Origin of the sequence: Rhodococcus sp. MEB064, from assembly GCF_000834565.1 — a bacterium.
Lineage (GTDB): Bacteria > Actinomycetota > Actinomycetes > Mycobacteriales > Mycobacteriaceae > Rhodococcoides.
Map to the genome: position 1 here is coordinate 18,599 of NZ_JXQS01000009.1, position 20,527 is coordinate 39,125.

Below are 20,527 nucleotides of genomic sequence, written 5' to 3' on the forward strand. Positions count from 1 at the left end.
TCACACATGTCCGTTCGTATCGGAGTTCAACTCCAGCCTCAGCACGCCCCCGACTACGGCCTGATCCGCGACGCGGTTCTGCGGTCCGAGGACGCGGGTGTGGACATCGTCTTCAACTGGGACCACTTCTACCCGTTGTACGGCGATCTCGACGGTGCGCACTTCGAGTGCTGGACGATGCTGGGCGCCTGGGCGGAGCAGACGTCGAACGTCGAGATCGGCGCTCTGGTGACCGGCGGCGGCTACCGCAATCCTGACCTGCTGGCCGACATGGCCCGCACCGTGGACCACATCAGTGGTGGCCGCCTGATCCTCGGCATCGGCGCCGGCTGGAACCAGAAGGACTACGACAACTTCGGCTACGACTTCGGCACGGCCGGTTCGCGTCTGAAGCTTCTCGACGAGAGCCTGGCCCGCATCACCACTCGTCTCGCCGTCGGCAACCCTGCTCCCACTCGCCACATCCCGATTCTCATCGGCGGCGGTGGTGAGAAGAAGACGCTCAAGATGGTGGCGCAGTACGCGGACGTGTGGCACAGCTTCGCGGATCTGGACGCGCTGAAGCACAAGTCCGAGGTGCTCGCCGGACACGGTGAGACCGTCGGCCGCGACGTGTCGCAGATCGAGCGGTCGGTGGCGTGGCCGGGTGCCGACGACGCGCAGTCCTTCGTCGACGCCGGGGCCACCCTCTTCACCGTCGGCGTCAACGGCCCCGACTACGACCTCACCGAGCTGACCGGTGCGATCTCCTGGGCGCGGTCCCACCAGAGCTGACGGTCAGCCGGACTGCTTCCCGAACAGACCCGAGCTGCCGTGTCCGCCGTGCGAGGAGGCGAACTCGTACGCGGACTCGGCATGCTCGTGTTCGTCGATGCCGTCCGTCTCGTGCTGCGGGTCCGCTCTGATCCCGATGGTCAGCTTCAGCACCGTGGCGATAGCCGCGGTGACCAGGAACGCGTACGCGAGAACGACGACCACGGCGACGGCCTGTCGACCGAGCTGCGTGACGCCACCGCCGTAGAACAGGCCGTCGACACCGGGCGGCATGTCGCTGCTCGCGAGGAGGCCGATCATCAGCGTGCCGACGATGCCGCCCACCAGGTGCACTCCGACCACGTCGAGCGAGTCGTCGTACCGGAAGCGGTACTTCAGGCCGATCGCCAAGGCGCAGGCGACACCGGCGGCAGCGCCGACGCCCAGAGCGCCGATCGGGGTGACGGCCGTGCACGACGGCGTGATCGCCACCAGGCCCGCGACGACGCCCGACGCCGCGCCGAACGACGTGGCCTTCCCGTCGCGGATCTTCTCGACCACCAGCCACGCGACCATCGACATCGCGCCGGCGCCCATCGTGTTGACCAGCGCGACCGCGGCGATGCCGTCGGCAGCCAGCGACGACCCGGCGTTAAAACCGAACCAGCCGAACCACAGCAGTCCGGCACCCACCATGACGGCGGGCAGGTTGTGCGGCCGCATCGCCTCGCGGGGCCACCCACGACGCTTGCCGACGACGAGGGCGAGCGCCAGTCCCGCCGCGCCGGCATTGATCTCCACCGCGGTGCCGCCGGCGAAGTCGATGGCCTTCAGCTGATTGGCGATCCAGCCTCCGGTCTCCGCGGTGACACCGTCGAACGCGAACACCCAGTGCGCGACGGGAAAGTAGACGAGTGTCGCCCAGAGGCCGGCGAAGATCACCCACGGCATGAAGCGCATCCGGTCGGCGACGGCGCCGGACACGAGCGCCACGGTGACCATCGCGAAGCCTGCCTGGAAGGCGACGAAGGCGAGCGCCGGGACGGTACCCACCAGCGGGATCTCGACCGGGCCGCCGCCGGCTCCGAAGCTGCCGCCGATCAACGAGGTGAGGCCGGCGAACTGCGTCGGGTCCCCGATCCACCCACCGACGCTGTCGTCGCCGAACACCATCGAGTATCCGAACAGGACCCACAGCACCCAGACGACCCCGATGGCCGAGAGGCTCATCATCATCATGTTCAGCACGCTCTTCACGCGCACCATGCCGCCGTAGAAGAACGCGAGGCCCGGGGTCATCAGCAGCACCATGGCGGCGCTGGCCAACACCCAGGCCGTGTTGCCCGCGTCCGGAACACCCATCGTCGGATACGCAAGAGTGGAGTACACGTAGAACCTTCCGTCCCCCGGCGTACACCCTCCAGATCTCCTGGATGCTCGGTGACGTACGCCCCGACGGAGAGTAGACCCTGCTCGGAGCGTCGCGAACACAGATCACTGAGCACAACCATTGCGTGTTCGACGTTTCGGTGCTGCTCGCGGTCGAGCCCTAGTGTTTGTCACATGCTTGCGCACCGCTCGGGACGATCCCTGATCGCCCTGGTTCTGACACTTCTTCTCGCCGCTCTCCTCGCCGGATGCGGCTCCTCCTCGGACGACGGCGGATCCTCCGCGGCCGCGGCACCGACGGAACTGTGCGCGCCTCCCGGTGTCGACAGCGCCTCGTCGACGCCTACCAACTTCGACGCCGCAGCGGCCGCAGCCACGGAAGATCGCTACACGACTCCGTCGGTCACGCCGCTCGATCGCATCGACACCTCGCAGCTTGGCCTGATCACGCCCGGCCAACTCACTGTCGGCACGCTCTCCGACGCGCCGCCGAGCATCTGCGTCGACGGTGCGGGCGACTACACCGGATACGACAACGAGCTGCTGAAGGCCGTCGCCGCCAAGCTCGGTCTGCAGATCAACTTCTCGGGCACCGAGTTCTCGGGTCTGCTCGCGCAGGTCGCCGGCCGGCGCTTCGACGTCGGCTCGTCCTCCATCACCACCACGGACGAGCGCCGCAACACGGTCGGGTTCACCAACGGCTACGACTTCGGTTACTTCTCCCTGGTCGCCAAGGCCGGCGGACCGATCACCGCCTTCGAGAACCTCGGACCGGACACCCGTATCGGCGTGGTGCAGGGAACGGTGCAGGACGACTACGTCGTCAACACCCTGGGCCTCGATCCGGTGAAGTTCCCCGACTACAACACGGCCTACGCGAACCTGCGGACCGGCCAGATCGACGCCTGGGTCGCACCGTCGCAGCAGGCCGAGGGCCTGGTGAAGCCGGAGGACGGCACGGCGATCACGCAGAACACGTTCAGCCTCAACAACTTCGTCGGCTGGGCCGTCGCCCGTGACAACCAGCCGCTGATCGACGCCCTGAACTCCGGCCTCGACGCGATCATCGAGGACGGGACCTGGGCGCAGCTGTATTCCGACTGGGTGCCGCGCGAACTCCCGGAGGGCTTCAAGCCCGGCAGCAAGGCCGCACCGCAGCCGGAGCTCCCCGACTTCGCCGCCATCGCCGCGGAGAACGACGCGAATGCCCCAGCCGCGCAGGCCGTTGCGCCCAAGTCGACGTTCCAGCAGCTCGGGGACACGTTCTTCGACTGGGAGCTCTACAAGAAGGCGCTGCCGGACCTGCTGAAGACCGGCCTGCCGAACACCCTGATCCTGGCGCTGGCGTCGGGCATCATCGGCACCGTCCTCGGCATGCTGCTCGCCCTCGCGGGACTCTCGCGCACTCGGTGGCTGCGCTGGCCCGCCCGCGTCTACACCGACATCTTCCGCGGACTGCCCGCCGTCGTGATCATCCTGGTCATCGGCCTCGGCATCGGACCGGTGGTCAGCGGCATCACCGGCAACAACCCGTACTGGCTCGGCGCAGTGGCGCTGTCGCTGCTCGCGGCCGCGTACATCGGCGAGATCTTCCGCTCCGGCATCCAGAGCGTCGAGAAGGGGCAGATCGAGGCAGCACGTGCGCTCGGCTTCAGCTACCGCCGCTCGATGCGCCTCGTCGTGGTGCCGCAGGGTGTCCGCCGCGTGCTGCCGGCCCTGGTCAACCAGTTCATCTCGTTGATCAAGGACTCGTCGCTGATCTACTTCCTGGGTCTGCTGGCCACGCAGCGCGAGCTGTTCGCCGTCGGTCGTGACCTCAACGCCCAGACCGGCAACCTGTCCCCGCTGGTCGCCGCCGGCCTGGTGTATCTCGCCATGACCGTGCCGCTGACCCACCTGGTCAACTACATCGACAAGCGTCTGCGCGTCGGCAAGGCCGAGCAGACTCTCGACCCGGTCGAACAGGCCATCGTCGTGGAAAGAGGCTGACACATGACTACTACTCCCCAGACGGACTCGTTGACCGGCGTCTCGCTCGCCGGACGGGACCTGCACCTGTCGTTCGGCACCAACAAGGTTCTGCGCGGCGTCGACATCGACGTCGCGGCGGGCGGCACCACGACCGTCATCGGACCGTCGGGCTCCGGCAAGTCCACTCTGCTGCGCGTGCTGAACCGTCTGCACGAGCCGGAACAGGGCGACATCCTTCTCGACGGCCGATCGGTCCTGAAGGATGATCCGGATGCACTGCGCCAGCGCATCGGCATGGTGTTCCAGCAGTTCAACCTGTTCCCGCATCGCACAGTGCTGGACAACGTCGCTCTCGGACCGTGGAAGCTCAAGGGGCAGAGCAAGGACGAGGCTCACGCCGTCGCGCTCGATCAGTTGGACAAGGTCGGACTGAAAGAGAAGGCGGGCTCGCGACCGGGCAACCTGTCCGGTGGTCAGCAGCAGCGCGTCGCCATCGCTCGTGCGCTCGCGATGACTCCGCAGGTCATGTTCTTCGACGAGGCAACCTCCGCGCTCGACCCCGAGCTGGTCAAGGGCGTCCTGGCCCTGATGGCGGACCTCGCGACCGGCGGCATGACGATGGTCGTCGTCACGCACGAGATGGGCTTCGCTCGCTCGGTGTCCGACCGCGTCCTGTTCATGGACCACGGCAGCGCCGTCGAGGTGGGCCCGCCCGCAGCGCTGTTCGACGATCCGCAGACCGATCGACTGCAGCGGTTCCTGTCCGAAGTGCTCTGATCCCCGAGCCGCGAATGTGACGCGGCGCACACCATCCGCGTACGGTCGAGAGAGATGCCGACATTCGCACTCGAGCATGTCGGCGCTCTACCTCGAACGGGAGCTGAACACATGGCCGACAACAGAGCCGTCGCCTACGCCGGAGCCGGGAAGGTCGAGGTCGTCGACATCGACTTCCCCAGCTTCACCCTGCAGGACGGGCCCGGCGTGAACCCGGCGAGTGTGGGCCGCGAGTGTCCGCACGGCGTGATTCTCAAGGTCGTCTCCACCAACATCTGCGGTAGCGATCAGCACATGGTGCGAGGCCGTACGACGGCACCCGAGGGCCTGGTCCTCGGCCACGAGATCACCGGCGAGGTCATCGAAGTCGGCCGCGACGTGGAGTTCATCAAGCAAGGCGATCTGTGCTCGGTTCCGTTCAACATCGCGTGCGGTCGCTGCAAGAACTGCAAGGAACGCAAGACCGGCATCTGCCTGAACGTCAATCCTGATCGTCCCGGCGCCGCCTACGGCTACGTCGACATGGGCGGCTGGGTCGGCGGCCAGGCCGAATACGTCATGGTGCCGTACGCGGACTGGAACCTGTTGAAGTTCCCCGACCGCGATCAGGCCATGGAGAAGATCCTCGACCTGACGATGCTGTCGGACATCTTCCCCACCGGCTTCCACGGCTGCGTGACGGCCGGAGTGGGAGTCGGGTCGACGGTCTACATCGCCGGCGCCGGACCGGTCGGGCTCGCCGCGGCGGCCAGCGCGCAACTGCTCGGCGCCGCCGTCGTCATCGTCGGCGACCTGAACGAGAGTCGGCTCGCGCAGGCCCGGAGCTTCGGGTGCGAGACGGTCGATGTCAGCAAGGGCGATCCGAAGGATCAGATCGAGCAGCTGCTCGGGGTGCCGGAGGTCGACTGCGGCGTCGACGCCGTCGGGTTCGAGGCACGCGGTCACGGCGACGGGTCGGCGACCGAAGCGCCTGCCACCGTGCTCAATTCGCTGATGGACATCACCACGGCGGGTGGTTCGCTCGGCATTCCGGGGCTGTACGTCACCGGTGACCCCGGAGCATCCGACGAAGCCGCCAAGGTCGGCGCGTTGTCGCTGAGCCTCGGCACCGGCTGGGCCAAGTCGCTGTCCTTCGCCACCGGACAGTGCCCGACGATGCAGTACCACCGCGGCCTGATGATGGCGATCCTGCACGATCGGGTGCAGATCGCGAAGGCCGTGAACGCACGGGCCATCAGCCTGGAGCAAGCACCGCAGGGCTACGCCGACTTCGACTCCGGTGAGGCCACGAAGTTCGTCCTCGATCCGCACGGACTGCTCGGCGCCGCCTAGCCGCGGTCGGTGCGGGGAGCCGCGACATCCGCGGTTCCCCGCACCGTTCGTCCGCCGTTCATCTCGCAGTACCCGGGGAGTTGCTTACCTTCTCTTTGCCTTTTGCTCGGCACTCCTACGGTCGTGCGGTGACCACGATTCCGCTGCCCCTGATCGTCTCCCATCAGCACGACGGTTCGTCCTCCCGATCGTCGCTGACGTGTAAGTACAAGTGCGGTGACGCCTGCTTCCACGAGGTGCCGAACACGTCGAGCAGTGAATACTTCGGCGACATCGTCAAGACCGCGATGACGCGTCGCGGCATCCTGCGCGGCGGAGCGATGGCCGTGCTGGCCGTCGGTGCCACCAGCGCGCTCGCCGCGTGCGGGACGGGCGATGAGGGAACAGCCACCACGGCGTCGGCCACCCCCACTCCGGAACCGCGCGGCCTCGACTTCACCGCCGTCGCACCGAACACCGAGGACGCGGTCGTCGTCCCGGAGGGCTACGAGCAGGCCGTCGTGATCCGCTGGGGCGATCCGGTCGTCGAGGGCGCGCCGGCATTCGACTTCGACAACCAGACCTCGGCGGCGCAGGAGAAGCAGTTCGGGTTCAACAACGACTTCGCCGGTCTGCTGCCTATCGACGGGTCCTCGACCGACTACCTCCTGGTGGTCAATCACGAGTACACCACCGAGCCGTTCCTCTTCAAGGGTTACGACGCCGAGAACCCCACCGCCGAGCAGGTCGCCATCGGCATTGCCGCCCATGGTCTTTCGGTCGTACAGGTCGCCGGAGAGAACGGCTCGGGCAAGCTCACTCCGCAGATGGGTCGCTACAACCGCCGTATCACCGGGTCCACCGAGTTCGTCGTCACCGGTCCGGCGGCCGGCAGCGATTTCCTCAAGACGTCGGCGGATCCGACGGGCACCAAGGTCTTCGGCACGTTCAACAACTGCTCGGGTGGAGTGACCCCCTGGGGCACCGTGTTGTCCGGCGAGGAGAACATCAACCAGTACTTCGCCAACGCCGAGAGCGTCACCGATCCGGTCGCCGCCGCCCGCCTGGCGCGCTACGGCGTCGAAGGTGCTGCGTCCGAGCGTAAGTGGGAGCGGTTCGACAAGCGATTCGATCTGGCGCAGGAGCCGAACGAGGTGAATCGCTTCGGGTGGGTCGTCGAGGTCAACCCGTGGGATCCCACGGCCGCGCCCATCAAGCACACCGCGCTCGGCCGCTTCAAGCACGAGGCCGCCACCATCCACGTCACCGACGACGGAACCGTCGTGGCCTACAGCGGTGACGACGAGCGGTTCGACTACATGTACAAGTTCGTCTCGTCGCGAAAGATGATGCAGGGCAGTGGTGCTGCCGCGCTGCGGTCCAACGTGACACTTCTCGACGCCGGCACCCTGTATGTCGCGAAGCTCTCCGGCGACGCTCCCGACCAGATCGACGGCAGCGGCAAGCTCCCCACCACGGGGCAGTTCGCCGGCAAGGGTGAGTGGATCCCCCTGCTGCGCACCGGCGAGGACGGGAAGGGCGAGTCGCTCGTCGACGGCATGTCCGCGGAAGAAGTCGCGGTCTTCACACGACTCGCGGGTGACAAGGTCGGCGCCACCAAGATGGACCGGCCCGAGGACTTCGAGCCCAACCCGGTCACGGGCAAGGTGTACGTCGCCCTGACGAACAACTCGAACCGCGGTACCGAGGGCAAGGCGGGCGCCGACGAGGCCAACCCGCGCGACAAGAACAAGAACGGGCAGGTGCTCGAACTCGACGACGACCACGCCGGCACCAGTTTCACGTGGAACCTTCTGCTGGTCTGTGGTGACCCGTCAGCCGCCGACACCTACTTCGGCGGCTTCGACAAGACTCAGGTAAGCCCCATCTCGTGCCCCGACAACCTGGCCTTCGATCCCGACGGCAACCTGTGGATCTCGACCGACGGCAATGCCCTCGACTCCAACGACGGACTGTTCTCCGTCGTCCTGGACGGCGAGCGGCGCGGGCAGACCAAGCAGTTCCTCACCGTGCCCAAGGGCGCCGAGACGTGCGGTCCCATCGTGCAGGAGCAGCGCGTCGTCGTCAGCGTCCAGCACCCGGGCGAGGAGGACGACGCCAGCGCCGACGCGCCCGCCTCCCACTGGCCGGACGGTGGATCGTCGCAGCCCAGGCCGTCGGTCGTGGCGGTGTGGAAGGTCTGACGCTCAGCCGAGCCAGTCGAGCACGCTGGCAGCTGTCCACGACTGCTGCATGCTGCCCAGCGGCTCGCCGGTGAACGGTTCGTAGTACTCGGCGAAGCTGCCGTCGCCGGCCTGACGAAGGCCTTCCTCGCGCAGCATCGCCGAGCGCTCGGACCATCCGCGTCGGGCGAAGGCCCAGGAGAACAGCCATGTGATGACGGGCCACACCGGCCCGCGCCAGTACTCCCTGGCCCGGAAGTCGCGGGAGATGGGCGACGTGGACGGGGGCACGGCGTACGCGAAATCGGGGTGGCCGCAGAATCGCGGTCCCTCGAACAACCGGAGCAGGGCGCGCTCGGTGTCGCGGGGCAGCCCGCCGCACAGCAGCGGCGCGAACATCGCCATCGTGTCGGTCTTGATCCACTCGCCCGAACGCACGTCGCGGTCCCGAGCCGCGCCGGATCGGGGGTCCGTCGTCGCGACGACTCCGGCGCGGAAGTGGTCGGCCCACCCGCGCAACTCCCGGACGTCGGCATGCGGTCGGGAGTGGTCCTCGCCGATGGTGGCGAGGACATCGCACGCGACGGCGAAGATCGCGCTGACGAAGACGTCCTCCACGGCGAAACTCATACCGGCGTGCATGGCGACGTCGTCGTAGTTCGCCAACTTCATCTCTTCGAGCAACCACAGGTAGCGGTCGTACTCGACATCGCTGGGGCGTTGCGACGAGTCGGTGACGATGGAGGTGTCCTCCCGCAGGTACGGGGGCACGACACCCGGGATGACCTTGGAGTACGCCTTGTCCCACCGCGGTGAGTTGTCCATGCCGGACTCCCACCCGTGGTGCAGCGTGATGCGGCCGGTGCCGTCCTGGTCCCGCGCGTGCGCGAGCCACCGGTGCCAGCGCACCAGGTCCGGCCAGCGGCGATCGAGGAACTCGCCGGCGACCTGCCGCGTGGTCCGTCCACGGCGTCGAGCGTGGTCGAGGACTCGTTGCACGGCGATCGCATGCACGGGCGGTTGCGTGATGCCCGACGTGTGGACACCGATCGGGGCGTGTGCGGCCAGGTCGCTGACCTGCCAGCGCGCGGGCCCGGGGAAGTACCCGTCGACACCGCTGGCGAACACGATGTGCGGAATCATCCCGTTCGACCACTGCGCGGACAGCAACGTGTCCAGTTCGACCACCGCGCGCTCGACACTCAGCGGAGCCAGGCCGACGGACACGAACGCCGCATCCCAACTCCACATGTGCGGGTACAGCCGGGGCGCGGCGCTGGTCATGGTGCCCAGATCGTTGCCGCGCAGGAGGTAGGCGGCCCGGGCTGCGAGCTGGGTGGGTGTGAATCCGGGGGCGGCCATGTGAGACATCATCCGTCGGGGGTCGACATCCTGCAGGGTGCGGGTCGGATCGGGTGGTTCGTCCGCCTTACCTCCGCGCGCGCTCCACCACCGACACGACGACCGCGGTCAGTTCGTCGTAGGCGTCCGCGATGTCGACACTGCCGTCCGCGGCGGCCGCCGACACCGCGTCGGCGGCACCCAGCATGGCGATGATCGCAGCAGTCGAGATCGCGCCGCCGGTGACGTGGGGTGCCAGAATCCGTTCACATCGTTCGGCGTACGCGCGGTCCGCGCGCCTCTTGTAGTCCGCCATCTCGGCGGAACCCTCGAGGGCCGCGGCGACGCCGGCGAGTTCTCGACCGTGCTGGGTGACGCACTCGATGTGTGAGACGGCGAGCGCACGCGCGCACCCGTCCACCGAGTCGGCGGGCACGGCGGCGACCGCTGCGTCGAGGGCGACGCTCTGGCGCGCGTCGTACTCTTCGAACAAGGCCACCAACAGAGCCGACCGTGATGGAAAGTGATCGTAGACAACAGGTTTGGTCACCCCCGCGGCCTCGGCGAGGTGACCCAGCGTCAAGGCGTCGGCACCTTGTTCGCGCACGATCGCCCAGGCGAGGTCCACCAACTGGCTCCGCCTGTCCTCCCGAGCCATTCGTGCTCGTGCCATTCCTGTACCCCCGAATTCCTTGCCGACGTGACCTACCGACAGTAACCTACTGTTGGTAACCTACTGATGGTAACCAATGCACCTCCACGAAGGGATCTTCCCGTGCGCACTCTCGTCGTCGTCGCCCACCCGGACGAACACTCACTGACCCGAGCGGTCGCGGACCGTCTCGTCGACGCGCTGTCGGAGGACGGTCACGACGTGGACGTCGCCGATCTGCACGCAGAGGGATTCGATCCGCGATTCACGCTTGCCGACCGGCGACGCTATCGCGCAGAGGGACCACTACCGGACGACATCGCGGCCGAGCAGCGACGTATCGATCGCGCGGACCACCTCGTCCTGCTGTTCCCCGTCTACTGGTGGTCGATGCCGGCGATGCTCAAAGGGTGGGTGGATCGGGTGTTCGTCAACGGCTGGGCGTTCGACGACACGACGACGCCGATGACACGCAAGTTGGGAGGCTTGACGGTCCACCTCCTGATGGTGGGCGGCGAGGATGCCGCCGGATACCGCAAGCGTGGGTACGACTCTGCGATCGACACTCAGATGCGTGTCGGCATCATCGGGTACTGCGGTGCCCGCGCCGGCGCCAGTGAATACGTGTTCGACGCCGAGAGCCGCCCCCGTGCGGAGGTTGCCCGGGATGTCACTGCGGCAGTCGAGGCCGTGTCGACCGCTGTCCGGACGGCACGTCGCGACACCGCGGGTCAGCCTGTGTAGCCGAGTCGGGCTGCGAAAAGTACTGCGTCGGTCTCATACTGAGCCCGAGTATCTTTCCGCGAACGGTCGGGGGTGGTGGTGTGACAACCGCTTTGTCCGCATTGGTCGGGTGGTTACCGGACGACTCCGGCCACGACGCGTTGGCGCTCACCGCTCGAATGGCTGCCACGGCGCGTGCCGCCGGCGCCTCGATGACCGTGCGCGCGTGCACAGTGTTGCCTCGTACCTGGCCGTTTCCGTCGATGGCCCCGGTCGATGCCGAGTATCGACGCTGGCTCGTGGAGCAGGGCAACAACTCGGCCCGCAGCGCGAACGCCGCCATGGCCGACGTTCTCACTCCCGCCGACCTCGGATCACCGGCCGCCTTCTTCACCGAGAACGCCGCCGAATCCACCGCGCTCACCGATGCCGCGGCCAAGTACCACGCGGACCTCGTCGCACTGGGGTCGTCGGACGGGCCTGACGGCCGCTTCACCCCGGGCAGTACCAGCGAGGCGCTTCTGCATTCCTCGAACGTCCCGCTCGCCCTCGCGCCGTCGGGGGCCCGTGCGGTGTCCGAGCCGTTCTCGCGCCTGTCGTGCGCCTACACCGGCACCGCCGAGTCCAAGGATGCGCTGTACTCGGCGGCAGCGCTGGCCGTCCGATGGAATGTCGACCTCCACCTGGTCGCCTTCGCGCCCCGCCGGTCGACCACGTACCCGCCGTTCGGCGGCTACGACGCCGAGGACATGGTGACATCGCAGTGGCGCGAGCAGGCGAGTGGACTGCTCGAGTCCGCTGCCTCCGATGTCACTGCCGCCTACCCGTCCCTGCGACCCACGTGCGCCGTGGGCTCGGGCGGCGACTGGCGGCACGTCATCGACTCTGTCTCACTGGGGTCGGGCGATCTCCTGGTGTTGGGATCGTCGCGCCTCGGACCTCTCGCGCGAGTCTTCCTGGGGTCGACGGCGTCGAAAATCGTGCGACACAGTCCCGTTCCGGTGCTGGTCGTTCCCCGAGGAAGCCGGCTGGCTCGGTGACCCTGTCTGCGTTGGAGGAAACATGAGCGATTCCGGTACCGGCTCGGGCCTGTTGCGGCGCAAATCGATCAGCGACATCACGGCGTTGGAGTCGTCGGGTGAAGGACGTCTGAAGAGGTCGATCACCACGTTCCAGCTGACCTGCATCGGTGTCGGGTCGACGGTCGGTACCGGCATCTTCTTCATCTTCTCGTCCGCTGTCCCGGTGGCGGGGCCGGCCGTGATCTTTTCGTTCGTCATCGCCGCGATCACCGCCGGTCTGACGGCGTTGTGTTATGCCGAATTGGCGTCGTCCATACCTGCCTCGGGATCGACCTACACCTACACGTACACCACCATCGGTGAGTTCGTCGCGATCCTCGTCGGCGCCTGCCTGGTCTTGGAATACGGCGTGTCGACGGCGGCCGTCTCGGTTCTGTGGTCGCAGTATCTCAACGATCTGCTCGATCGCACTGTGGGAGTGCGTATCCCGGACGTGTTGTCGCATGCGCCCGGCGGCGGCGAGGGCTTCGGGGTGAACTTACCGGCCATCGTGCTGGTCGGCCTGTGCGCCGTTCTGCTCATTCGCGGAACCAGTGAGTCCGCGCGGGCCAACGCGGTCATGGTCGTCATCAAGATCGGCATCCTCGCGATGTTCGCCATTGTCGGCTTCACCGGTTTCAGTGCCGAGAATCTCGCCCCGTTCGCCCCGTTCGGGGTTGCCGGCGTCGGCGCCGCGTCGGGCCTGATCTTCTTCTCGTTCATCGGCCTCGACGCCGTGTCCACCGCCGGTGAGGAAGTGAAGAATCCGAGGCGGACGCTGCCGATCGCACTGATCAGCGCGCTCGTCGTGGTCACGGTGATCTACCTGCTGGTGACGATGTCGGCGATCGGGGCACAGAAGTACACCGAGTTCGAAGGCCAGGAAGCAGGACTGGCGGAAATCCTGCAGTACGTCACCGGTTCCAGCTGGCCGTCCATCGTGCTGTCGGCGGGCGCCGTCGTGTCCATCTTCTCGGTCACCCTGGTCACGCTGTACGGGCAGACGCGCATCCTGTTCGCGATGAGTCGGGACGGATTGATCCCGGGGGTCTTCTCACAGGTGAGCCCGCGCAGCCTGGCGCCGGTGAAGAACACGATCATCGTGGCCTTCTTCGTCGCCCTGCTGGCGGGCTTCCTTCCCCTGGACTTCCTGGCGGACCTGGTGTCGATGGGAACGCTCGTGGCCTTCATCGTCGTGTCCGCCGGCGTGATCATCCTGCGTCGACGCGAGCCGGACATCGAGCGGGGTTTCACCGTCCCGCTCTATCCGGTACTGCCCATCCTGTCCATCTGCGCGTGCCTCTACCTGATCAGCACACTGCACATCCAGACGTGGATCCTCTTCGCGGTGTGGCTGTCCGCGACGTCGCTTCTCTACTTCACGTACTCGCGGAAGCGATCGGCGCTGCAGACCTGATCAGCGGCCGATGGTCGCGTGCATCTCCCACACGATGACCTCGGCGGCGGACGTCGTCGACAAGCTCTGTCCGCCCCCGCCCTTGATGCGCACGGCGTCTCCCTCGGAGAGCAGCCCGACGCCCTCGAGCGATGCTTCACCGCGCGCGACGAACACGTGCAGGAAGGGAGCGTCGGGCAGCTTCTGCGCGGGCGTGTCCGCACGCAGCCGCGCGACGTGCATCGCGGCGTACTTGTTCTTGATGCGGATCGCCGAGTGGTCCTTGTAGGCATCCATGCCCGACGCCACCGGAACCAGTCCACCGGAGAGCAATTCGTCGTCGATCTCGAGCTGCTCGTACCCCGGGGTGATCCCGGCCTCGTCCGGAACGACCCACATCTGGACGAAGTGGACCGGTTCCCGGTGCTTCGCCGACGGGTTCTCCGTCGACGCCAGCCGCCACGAGTCGTTCTTCTCCGAGTGCAGGATTCCGGTGCCGGCACTCATGCGCTGGGCCAGACCCGGGTAGATCAGGCCGTTGTGGCCGATCGAATCCTGGTGTACGAGAGAGCCTTGCAGGACCCACGTGACGATCTCCATGTCGCGGTGCGGATGCGTGTCGAATCCTGTTCCCGCATCGACGATGTCGTCGTTGTTCACCATCAACACGCCGTGGTGGGTGTTGGTGGGATCGTAGTGCTGACCGAACGAGAACGAATGATGCGAATCGAGCCAGCCGATGTTCGTGGCGTCCCGATCCTCCGAGCGACGGACGTCGAGTTCGGGAGCTGTGGAAGTCGTCATGGGAAAGGTCCCTTCGAACGAGTGGGGTGTTACTGCGCGAGTTTGCCCGCGACGGTGACGACGCGAGTGGCGAGATGACCGAGTGCGGCGCGGGTCGCGTCGTCGAGCTCGTTCTGGTTGTCGGGGCCCGTGACATGGCTGACGCCGTACGGGTTGCCGTCGGCGAACTTCAGGCCGTCGGTGTAGCCGGGGGGAACGAGCACGCCGCCGAAGTGCATCAGCGAGGTGTACAGGTTGACGATCGTCGTCTCCTGGCCGCCGTGTGCGGTCTGGCTCGACGTGAACGCCGCGTACGCCTTGTCGGCGAGCTTGCCCTGCGCCCACAGACCACCGAGGGTGTCGAAAAACGTCTGGAACGGAGCGGCGACGCTGCCGAAGCGGGTAGGCGATCCGAAGATCACGCCGTCGGCCCACACGATGTCGTCACCGGTCGCGGCCGGAAGATCCTTGGTCGCTTCGTAGTTGGCGCTCCATGCCGGGTTCTCGGCGAACGTGGCCGGATCGCGGGTCTCGGCGATGTGGCGCACGCGGACCTCGGCGCCGGCTGCCTGAGCGGCCTTCTCGAGTTCGGCCGCCATCGTCGTGCCGTGGCCGGTGGAGGAGTAGTAGAGAATCGCAAGCTTGGTCATGAGAGTGCCTTTCGTCGTCAGATCTTCGGATCGTGCTCAGAGAACGTGATGGCCGTACATCTCGCCGAGCGGGTCGGCGATCAATTCGAGGCGAGCACCGTCGGGATCGCGGAAGTAGATGGAGACTCCGCTGTGCTCGGTGAGCTCGACACCGGCGTCGGTGAGCTTGGCGCGCAGGTGGTCCCACCGCTCGGGGTCGACACTGATGGCCACGTGGTGCAACCCGCCCAGGACCTCCTGGTACGGGCCCACGTCGAGTCCGGGGAAGTCGAAGAACGCGAGCAGGTTGCTGTTGCCGATGTCGAAGAAGAAGTGCGACGACCCGGGGTAGTCGCGGTTCTCGATCAGCTCGGTCAGCGGAAACTCCAGGACGCCCTGGTAGAACAGAATGGTCTGCTCGACGTCGCTGCTGATCAACGCTGTGTGGTGCAGTCCGCGGGCCGAGGAGGTCGGCCGGGACTCGGCGGGCTGGAGGTGCAGGCCGCGCAGGCGCTCACGCTGGGCCTCGAACTCGTCTGATCGCTTCTGCTCGTCCGCTGTGATGCTCATCGTCTCCGCCTTCGATCGGTTGTTCGTTGCGTCGTCAACTACCGAGAACACTAGCGCAGATAATTGCGCTGTCAACCAGTTGGAGTAAACTCGTCCCATGACTCGATGGCTTGCGGACGACGAACAGCGCGCATGGCGTTCGTACCTCGATGCGACACGGCTGCTCATGCAGACCCTCGACCGACAGCTGACGCGCGACTCCGGCATCTCGTTCACCGACTTCGAGTTGCTCGTGGTGCTGTCCGAGGCGCCCGATCGCCAGATGCGCATGCGCGCCCTCGCCGACGCCGTGACCACGACCCGCAGCGGCGTGACCCGCGCCATCACCCGACTCGTCGACGCCGGTTGGGTCGTCCGTGTGGAATGTGAGGACGATCGACGTGGGATGTTGGCAGAACTCACAGATGCGGGCATGAAGAAGCTCGAAGAGTCCAGCCCTGGACACGTGGAAGCGGTCCGGACCTCGATGTTCGACGTTCTCACCGACGACGACGTCGACACATTCGTCCGGGTCTACTCCGCCATGCGCACCCACATCCAGCGCGGTACCGACGCCTAGTCTGGGCTCATGGCACGTACTGCACTCGTCACCGGAGCAAGTCGCGGACTCGGCGCGGGCATCGCCCGACTGCTGTCCACCGATCACGACGTCCTGGTCGGAGGATCGACGCCGGACTCGGTCGCGGGGATCGCGGACGAACTCATCAGCGCCACCGCGTGGCCGGTGGACCTGACCGACGCGGATGCCCTCGCGGCAGCCACCGCCGGCATCACCTCGCTCGACGTCCTCGTCCACAATGCCGGGGTAGCCGAGCTGGGCACCATCGAATCATTGACCGGGAGCGCGTGGCGGCACACCTTCGAGGCCAATGTGTTCGCCGTCGCCGAGCTGACCCGCCTCCTGCTACCGGCGTTGCGCGCGGCAGGCGGTCACATTGTTCTGATCAACTCGGGCGCCGGCATCAAGGCCAATGCCGGATGGGGCGCCTATGCCGCGAGCAAGTTCGCGTTGCGCGCGTTCGGTGACGCGCTGCGACTCGAGGAACCGTCCCTGCGCGTCACGTCCCTTCACCCCGGCCGCATCGATACCGACATGCAACGCGCGATCGTCGAGACCGAGGGTGGGGAGTACGACGGCTCGAAGTTCCTGGCCGTCGACACGGTCGCTCGCGCGGTACGCCAGGCCGTCGACACCCCCCGCGACGCGCACCCGACGGAGATCGTTCTCCGCCCCTGGTGATGCGAGATTCGGTTTACTCGTGACTCAGTGCTCGGTCGCCTTCACCACCAGCACGGGGACCGGGCTGTCGAGGAGCACGCGCTGAACGGTACTGCCGGTCAGGAACTTTCCGACTGCGCTTCGGCGCCGTGATCCGATGATCACCAGCGTCGCACCGACATCCGAGACCAGATCGACCAGAGCCCCCGCCGGATCGCCGCCGTCGGGTTCGACGCGCACCGTGAACGAGTTCTCTCCCAGCACCTGACGTGCCTGCGCCTCGGCTGCGTCGCGGTGGGCGGTGGTGACCGAGTCGGCATCGATCACCGACAGGACGACGAGATCGGTGCCCCTCAGCGTCGCCTCCGCCTGTCCCTGAGCAAGAGCCTCACGGCCCTCGGGTGTCGAATTCATCGCTACTGCAACGGTCATGACGGTGCCTTTCACCTCGGGAGACTCCAGGTTCACCGAAGTTCCGCCGCCGCGAGGTACGTTTCGCGGTTTATGTCCGTGCACACTATGGCCACAATTCGGATTTCCTGGACTATTCGGACACGGGGACCCTAGCCTCCTGCTGTGACCGAAACCACTCCCAAGTTATTGCGCCCATGCAGATCACAGTGAAACGCGCGGTCGGCGTCGTCGCTGTCGTCGCCGTCGTCGCGCTCGCCGGTATCGACGCGGCCGGCAGCGCCAGTGGATCCGACGCCCGCGCCAAGTTGACCTTGATCGCTCCCGCCGCAGCGGGAGGCGGGTGGGACCTGGTGGCACGTGAGTCGCAGCAAGCACTGCGTTCCGACGGCATCGTGAACAACGCCCAGGTTGTCAATGTCCCCGGAGCCGGCGGGACCATCGGGCTCAGCCAGCTCGAGAACCTCACCGGCCAGTCGACGACGGTCATGGTGACCGGCACGGTCATGCTCGGTGGTATCGCGATCAACGACTCGGACATCACGCTGCAGGACACCGTGCCCATCGCCAAGATGGCCGAGGACTTCGAGGTATTCGTCGTGCCACGAGACTCCCCGTACCAGGACCTCGAGGACTTCATCACCGCCTGGCGAGCCAACCCCGGTGGTCTCCCCATCGGCGGCGGGTCACTCGGCGGTATCGACCACATCGTCTCCGGCCAGTTGGCGCAACAGGTCGACATCGATCCGGCAGCGATCAACTACATCGCGTTCTCGGGCGGTGGTGAGGTGCTGACCTCGCTGTTGTCCAACACCGTCGGCATCGCCGTCAGCGGATACAACGACTTCCGTGACCAGATCGAATCCGGGAACGTCCGTGCCCTCGCGGTGGCGGCACCCGAGCCGGTCGAGGGGATCGACACCCCGACCTTCAAGGAACTCGGGTACGACGTCGACCTCGTCAACTGGCGTGGATTCGTCGCACCTCCCGGAATCTCGGACACCGACAGGCAGACGCTGATCGAGATCGTCACCGAGATGCAGGAGACCGCACAGTGGGATACAGCCATCGAGCGCAACCGATGGAAGCCTTCCTTCGTCACCGGGGACGACTTCGGTGAGTTCCTCGAGGTCGAACAGACCCGCATCACCGACATCCTCCGAGAGTTAGGGCTGGTATGAGCGAGAGCGTTTCGACCACCCGGGTGGAGTCGCCACCCGATGTCGATCGTGGTTTTCTCCACGGTCGAAGTGGACTGGTGGTGTCGGGGCTTCTCGTCGCCCTCGGCCTGTTCCTGGTCTACGGCACCGTCACCATGGACGTGCCCGACACCGCGACATCGCCCGGCCCGCAGGTGTTCCCGGCCATCATTGCGGGACTGTGCTTCGTGATCGCCGTGCTCGTCGCGGTCCAGCTGCTGCGTACTCCGGACGAGCTCGACCTCGGGGTCGACGAGACCGGTGCGCCCAACACCGGCACCTTGTCGAACTGGCGCTCCGTCGGCATCACGGTCGGTTCGATCGTCCTGTTCATCGCCCTGCTGAATCCGCTCGGGTGGGTTCTTGCCGGCGCTCTCCTGTTCTGGGGCGTTTCGATCGGACTCGGCGGCACCCGGTACGTCTTCGACGCCGGCGTGGCGCTCGTCATGTCGTCCGTCGTCCAGTTGGTCTTCTCCGGCGGACTGGGGCTCACACTGCCCGGCGGCATCCTCGCGGCGGTGTTCTGATGGACGCGTTCTCCAACCTCCTCGACGGCTTCGGAACCGCCCTGACGCCCATGAACATCGTGTGGGTCGTCGTCGGCGCCCTGCTCGGCACAGCGGTGGGTGTCCTCCCGGGCCTCGGATCGGCCATGGCCGTCGCGCTGCTCCTGCCCGTGACGTTCACCCTCGAGCCCACCTCCGCGTTGATCATGTTCGCCGGCGTCTACTTCGGCGGCCTGTTCGGTGACTCGATCTCCGGCATCCTCATGAACACCCCTGGCAACAGCACTGCGATCGCAGGGACGTTCGAGGGGCACCGCATGGCGAAGAACGGCCGTGCCCCACAAGCGTTGGCCACCTCCGCCATCGGTGCCTTCATCGGCGGCATCATCGCCACCACCCTCGTGGTGTTCTTCGCCCCGACGCTCGCCGACCTGGCCACGAACTTCGGGCCCGCGGAGTACTTCGCCCTGGCGGTGTTCGCGTTCATCGCGACGTCGGCGGTGGTGTCCGACTCCGTCCTCAAGGGTCTGAGCGCATTGCTGATCGGCTTGACGCTCGCCGTCATCGGCATCGACGGGCCCTCCGGCGCATCGCGTTTCACCTTCGAGGTGCCGGCATTGTTCGACGGCATCTCCGTGGTGGTCATCACGGTCGCGATGCTCGCCCTCGGTGAGGTCATCTTCATCGCCTCGAAGATCGGCAAGCCCGACGACACCACGCTGATCCCGTCGAAGGGTCGACCCTTCCTGAGCAAGGCGGAGTTCCGCGAAGCGATGCCGGCGTGGTTGCGCGGCACCGCATTCGGTGTCCCCTTCGGCATCATCCCCGCCGGCGGCGCCGAGGTGCCGAGCTTCCTGGCCTACGGCACCGAGCGTCGGTTGGACCGTCGTAGCAAGAACCCGATGTTCGGTAAGGGCGCGATCCGCGGTGTGGCCGGGCCGGAAGCCGCCGGCAACTCCACGGCCGGCACCGCCATGGGTGCGCTTCTCGCTCTCGGACTCCCCACATCGGCGACGGCAGCGATCCTCCTCGCAGCGTTCCAGCAGTACGGGATCCAACCGGGACCGTTGCTGTTCGAGCGCAACGGTGAGGTCGTCTGGGCGCTGCTCGCCAGCCTCTTCGTCGGCATGGTCGTCCTGTTGATCCTGAATCTACCGTTCGCCCCGCTGTGGGCGCAGCTGCTCAAGATCCCCAAGAACTACCTGTACGCCGGCATCACCGTGTTCGCCTCGCTGGGTGTCTACGCGGTGAGCGCCTCGATCGTGGATCTGATCGCCATGCTCGGACTCGGCATCATCGGATTCATGTTGCGCCGCTTCGGAATTCCACTGGCGCCGGTCCTCATTGCCGTGATCCTCGGGCCACTCGCCGAGGATTCGCTGCGACGAGCCCTGGCCGTCAGCGAAGGCGACGTCTCGATCCTCGTCGGCAGTGGCATCACCGTCGTCCTGTACACGCTGATGGTGATCGCGGTGGTCTTCTCCATCGTGACCAAGGTGCGGTCGCGCGCGAAGGTGGACTTCTAGAGCACTTTGCTTCACCCCTGACCCCCCCGGCGAGTACGTCCATAATGTCGTGATGCAGGTGTCGATCACGACAGTTCGGACGTACTCGCGGGGGGTTCTTTGGTGTTCACCCCCGTGTCACACAGCC

General features: G+C 66.6%; 20 protein-coding genes. 13 read left to right on the forward strand and 7 right to left on the reverse strand.

All coding sequences use genetic code 11. The annotated features are described in order from the left end of the window. Positions 1-6 precede the first annotated feature (6 nt). Positions 7-774 carry an LLM class F420-dependent oxidoreductase gene (locus RU01_RS05035; protein WP_042573551.1) on the forward strand — a complete coding sequence of 256 codons (768 nt, stop codon included), beginning with the start codon at positions 7-9 and terminating at the stop codon, positions 772-774. 3 nt (positions 775-777) lie between these two features. Here the strand turns inward: RU01_RS05035 and RU01_RS05040 are convergent, their stop codons facing one another. After that, a complete protein-coding gene (locus RU01_RS05040) occupies positions 778-2,115 on the reverse strand; it encodes an ammonium transporter (protein WP_042573435.1) in 1,338 nt (445 codons plus the stop codon). 201 nt (positions 2,116-2,316) lie between these two features. On the opposite strand from RU01_RS05040, the gene RU01_RS05045 reads away from it, so the two are divergent. The 4 genes from RU01_RS05045 (at position 2,317) to RU01_RS05060 (ending at position 8,405) form a co-directional block, all read left to right on the forward strand. Then, positions 2,317-4,131 carry an ABC transporter substrate-binding protein/permease gene (locus RU01_RS05045; protein ID WP_042573436.1) on the forward strand — a complete coding sequence of 605 codons (1,815 nt, stop codon included), beginning with the start codon at positions 2,317-2,319 and terminating at the stop codon, positions 4,129-4,131. Positions 4,132-4,134: 3 nt separating this feature from the next. Then, positions 4,135-4,890, forward strand: coding sequence for an amino acid ABC transporter ATP-binding protein (locus RU01_RS05050; protein ID WP_042573437.1), 756 nt, complete (start codon positions 4,135-4,137; stop codon positions 4,888-4,890). 111 nt (positions 4,891-5,001) lie between these two features. Continuing rightward, complete coding sequence (gene fdhA, locus RU01_RS05055) at positions 5,002-6,222, forward strand: formaldehyde dehydrogenase, glutathione-independent (protein ID WP_027505994.1); 1,221 nt, start codon at positions 5,002-5,004, stop codon at positions 6,220-6,222. Positions 6,223-6,359: 137 nt separating this feature from the next. Beyond that, positions 6,360-8,405 (forward strand): PhoX family protein, encoded by a 2,046-nt coding sequence (locus RU01_RS05060; protein ID WP_442970459.1) that lies wholly within the window; start codon positions 6,360-6,362, stop codon positions 8,403-8,405. 3 nt (positions 8,406-8,408) lie between these two features. Here RU01_RS05060 and ggh read toward each other — a convergent pair whose 3' ends face one another. Together ggh and RU01_RS05070 are read right to left on the reverse strand one after the other, a co-directional pair. Beyond that, on the reverse strand, positions 8,409-9,746 hold the full coding sequence (ggh, locus tag RU01_RS05065; RefSeq protein ID WP_042573439.1) for a glucosylglycerate hydrolase: 1,338 nt from the start codon (positions 9,744-9,746) through the stop codon (positions 8,409-8,411). A 67-nt stretch (positions 9,747-9,813) separates the two neighbouring features. Continuing rightward, complete coding sequence (locus RU01_RS05070) at positions 9,814-10,398, reverse strand: TetR/AcrR family transcriptional regulator (RefSeq protein ID WP_042573440.1); 585 nt, start codon at positions 10,396-10,398, stop codon at positions 9,814-9,816. A 102-nt stretch (positions 10,399-10,500) separates the two neighbouring features. Between RU01_RS05070 and RU01_RS05075 the strand changes: the two genes are divergently transcribed. The 3 genes from RU01_RS05075 to RU01_RS05085 all read left to right on the forward strand — a co-directional run bounded on the left by RU01_RS05075 (position 10,501) and on the right by RU01_RS05085 (position 13,578). Beyond that, positions 10,501-11,121 carry an NAD(P)H-dependent oxidoreductase gene (locus RU01_RS05075; protein WP_042573441.1) on the forward strand — a complete coding sequence of 207 codons (621 nt, stop codon included), beginning with the start codon at positions 10,501-10,503 and terminating at the stop codon, positions 11,119-11,121. Between the two features lie 80 nt (positions 11,122-11,201). Beyond that, the gene (locus tag RU01_RS05080) at positions 11,202-12,140 is read left to right on the forward strand and encodes a universal stress protein (protein ID WP_156148795.1); all 939 of its coding nucleotides are present in this window, start codon (positions 11,202-11,204) and stop codon (positions 12,138-12,140) included. Positions 12,141-12,162: 22 nt separating this feature from the next. Further along, on the forward strand, positions 12,163-13,578 hold the full coding sequence (locus RU01_RS05085) for an amino acid permease (RefSeq protein ID WP_042573442.1): 1,416 nt from the start codon (positions 12,163-12,165) through the stop codon (positions 13,576-13,578). Here the strand turns inward: RU01_RS05085 and RU01_RS05090 are convergent, their stop codons facing one another. Genes RU01_RS05090 through RU01_RS05100 form a run of 3 tightly spaced genes read right to left on the reverse strand, consistent with a single transcriptional unit; the run spans position 13,579 to position 15,539 of the window. Beyond that, positions 13,579-14,361: a pirin family protein gene (locus RU01_RS05090; protein ID WP_042573443.1), complete on the reverse strand. Its 783-nt coding sequence runs from the start codon at positions 14,359-14,361 to the stop codon at positions 13,579-13,581. A gap of 29 nt (positions 14,362-14,390) precedes the next feature. Further along, positions 14,391-14,990 carry an NAD(P)H:quinone oxidoreductase gene (gene wrbA / locus RU01_RS05095; protein WP_042573444.1) on the reverse strand — a complete coding sequence of 200 codons (600 nt, stop codon included), beginning with the start codon at positions 14,988-14,990 and terminating at the stop codon, positions 14,391-14,393. Between the two features lie 36 nt (positions 14,991-15,026). Further along, positions 15,027-15,539, reverse strand: coding sequence for a VOC family protein (locus RU01_RS05100; protein ID WP_042573445.1), 513 nt, complete (start codon positions 15,537-15,539; stop codon positions 15,027-15,029). A gap of 97 nt (positions 15,540-15,636) precedes the next feature. On the opposite strand from RU01_RS05100, the gene RU01_RS05105 reads away from it, so the two are divergent. Further along, positions 15,637-16,098 (forward strand): MarR family winged helix-turn-helix transcriptional regulator, encoded by a 462-nt coding sequence (locus tag RU01_RS05105; RefSeq protein ID WP_042573446.1) that lies wholly within the window; start codon positions 15,637-15,639, stop codon positions 16,096-16,098. A gap of 9 nt (positions 16,099-16,107) precedes the next feature. After that, complete coding sequence (locus RU01_RS05110; protein ID WP_042573447.1) at positions 16,108-16,779, forward strand: SDR family oxidoreductase; 672 nt, start codon at positions 16,108-16,110, stop codon at positions 16,777-16,779. A 24-nt stretch (positions 16,780-16,803) separates the two neighbouring features. Here RU01_RS05110 and RU01_RS05115 read toward each other — a convergent pair whose 3' ends face one another. Further along, on the reverse strand, positions 16,804-17,190 hold the full coding sequence (locus RU01_RS05115; protein WP_042573553.1) for a universal stress protein: 387 nt from the start codon (positions 17,188-17,190) through the stop codon (positions 16,804-16,806). A gap of 176 nt (positions 17,191-17,366) precedes the next feature. On the opposite strand from RU01_RS05115, the gene RU01_RS05120 reads away from it, so the two are divergent. From RU01_RS05120 to RU01_RS05130, 3 genes are read left to right on the forward strand one after another with little or no spacing between them, the layout of a single operon-like run. After that, positions 17,367-18,350, forward strand: a complete 984-nt coding sequence (locus tag RU01_RS05120; RefSeq protein ID WP_042573448.1) for a Bug family tripartite tricarboxylate transporter substrate binding protein — start codon at positions 17,367-17,369, stop codon at positions 18,348-18,350. Next, complete coding sequence (locus RU01_RS05125) at positions 18,347-18,895, forward strand: tripartite tricarboxylate transporter TctB family protein (protein WP_042573449.1); 549 nt, start codon at positions 18,347-18,349, stop codon at positions 18,893-18,895. The genes RU01_RS05120 and RU01_RS05125 overlap by 4 nt, the downstream gene beginning before the upstream one ends. Then, a complete protein-coding gene (locus tag RU01_RS05130; RefSeq protein WP_042573450.1) occupies positions 18,895-20,400 on the forward strand; it encodes a tripartite tricarboxylate transporter permease in 1,506 nt (501 codons plus the stop codon). Before RU01_RS05125 ends, RU01_RS05130 begins: the two co-directional genes overlap by 1 nt. Positions 20,401-20,527: the final 127 nt, after the last annotated feature.

Excerpts from the sequence above, each read along its gene's own strand:
- RU01_RS05035 (WP_042573551.1), top strand. The coding sequence starts at position 7 with ATGTCCGTTCGTATCGGAGTTCAACTCCAGCCTCAGCACGCCCCCGAC.
- RU01_RS05040 (WP_042573435.1), bottom strand. The coding sequence starts at position 2,115 with ATGGGTGTTCCGGACGCGGGCAACACGGCCTGGGTGTTGGCCAGCGCC.
- RU01_RS05045 (WP_042573436.1), top strand. The coding sequence starts at position 2,317 with ATGCTTGCGCACCGCTCGGGACGATCCCTGATCGCCCTGGTTCTGACA.
- RU01_RS05050 (WP_042573437.1), top strand. The coding sequence starts at position 4,135 with ATGACTACTACTCCCCAGACGGACTCGTTGACCGGCGTCTCGCTCGCC.
- fdhA (WP_027505994.1), top strand. The coding sequence starts at position 5,002 with ATGGCCGACAACAGAGCCGTCGCCTACGCCGGAGCCGGGAAGGTCGAG.
- ggh (WP_042573439.1), bottom strand. The coding sequence starts at position 9,746 with ATGGCCGCCCCCGGATTCACACCCACCCAGCTCGCAGCCCGGGCCGCC.
- RU01_RS05070 (WP_042573440.1), bottom strand. The coding sequence starts at position 10,398 with ATGGCACGAGCACGAATGGCTCGGGAGGACAGGCGGAGCCAGTTGGTG.
- RU01_RS05085 (WP_042573442.1), top strand. The coding sequence starts at position 12,163 with ATGAGCGATTCCGGTACCGGCTCGGGCCTGTTGCGGCGCAAATCGATC.
- RU01_RS05090 (WP_042573443.1), bottom strand. The coding sequence starts at position 14,361 with ATGACGACTTCCACAGCTCCCGAACTCGACGTCCGTCGCTCGGAGGAT.
- wrbA (WP_042573444.1), bottom strand. The coding sequence starts at position 14,990 with ATGACCAAGCTTGCGATTCTCTACTACTCCTCCACCGGCCACGGCACG.
- RU01_RS05100 (WP_042573445.1), bottom strand. The coding sequence starts at position 15,539 with ATGAGCATCACAGCGGACGAGCAGAAGCGATCAGACGAGTTCGAGGCC.
- RU01_RS05105 (WP_042573446.1), top strand. The coding sequence starts at position 15,637 with ATGACTCGATGGCTTGCGGACGACGAACAGCGCGCATGGCGTTCGTAC.
- RU01_RS05110 (WP_042573447.1), top strand. The coding sequence starts at position 16,108 with ATGGCACGTACTGCACTCGTCACCGGAGCAAGTCGCGGACTCGGCGCG.
- RU01_RS05115 (WP_042573553.1), bottom strand. The coding sequence starts at position 17,190 with ATGACCGTTGCAGTAGCGATGAATTCGACACCCGAGGGCCGTGAGGCT.
- RU01_RS05120 (WP_042573448.1), top strand. The coding sequence starts at position 17,367 with ATGCAGATCACAGTGAAACGCGCGGTCGGCGTCGTCGCTGTCGTCGCC.
- RU01_RS05125 (WP_042573449.1), top strand. The coding sequence starts at position 18,347 with ATGAGCGAGAGCGTTTCGACCACCCGGGTGGAGTCGCCACCCGATGTC.
- RU01_RS05130 (WP_042573450.1), top strand. The coding sequence starts at position 18,895 with ATGGACGCGTTCTCCAACCTCCTCGACGGCTTCGGAACCGCCCTGACG.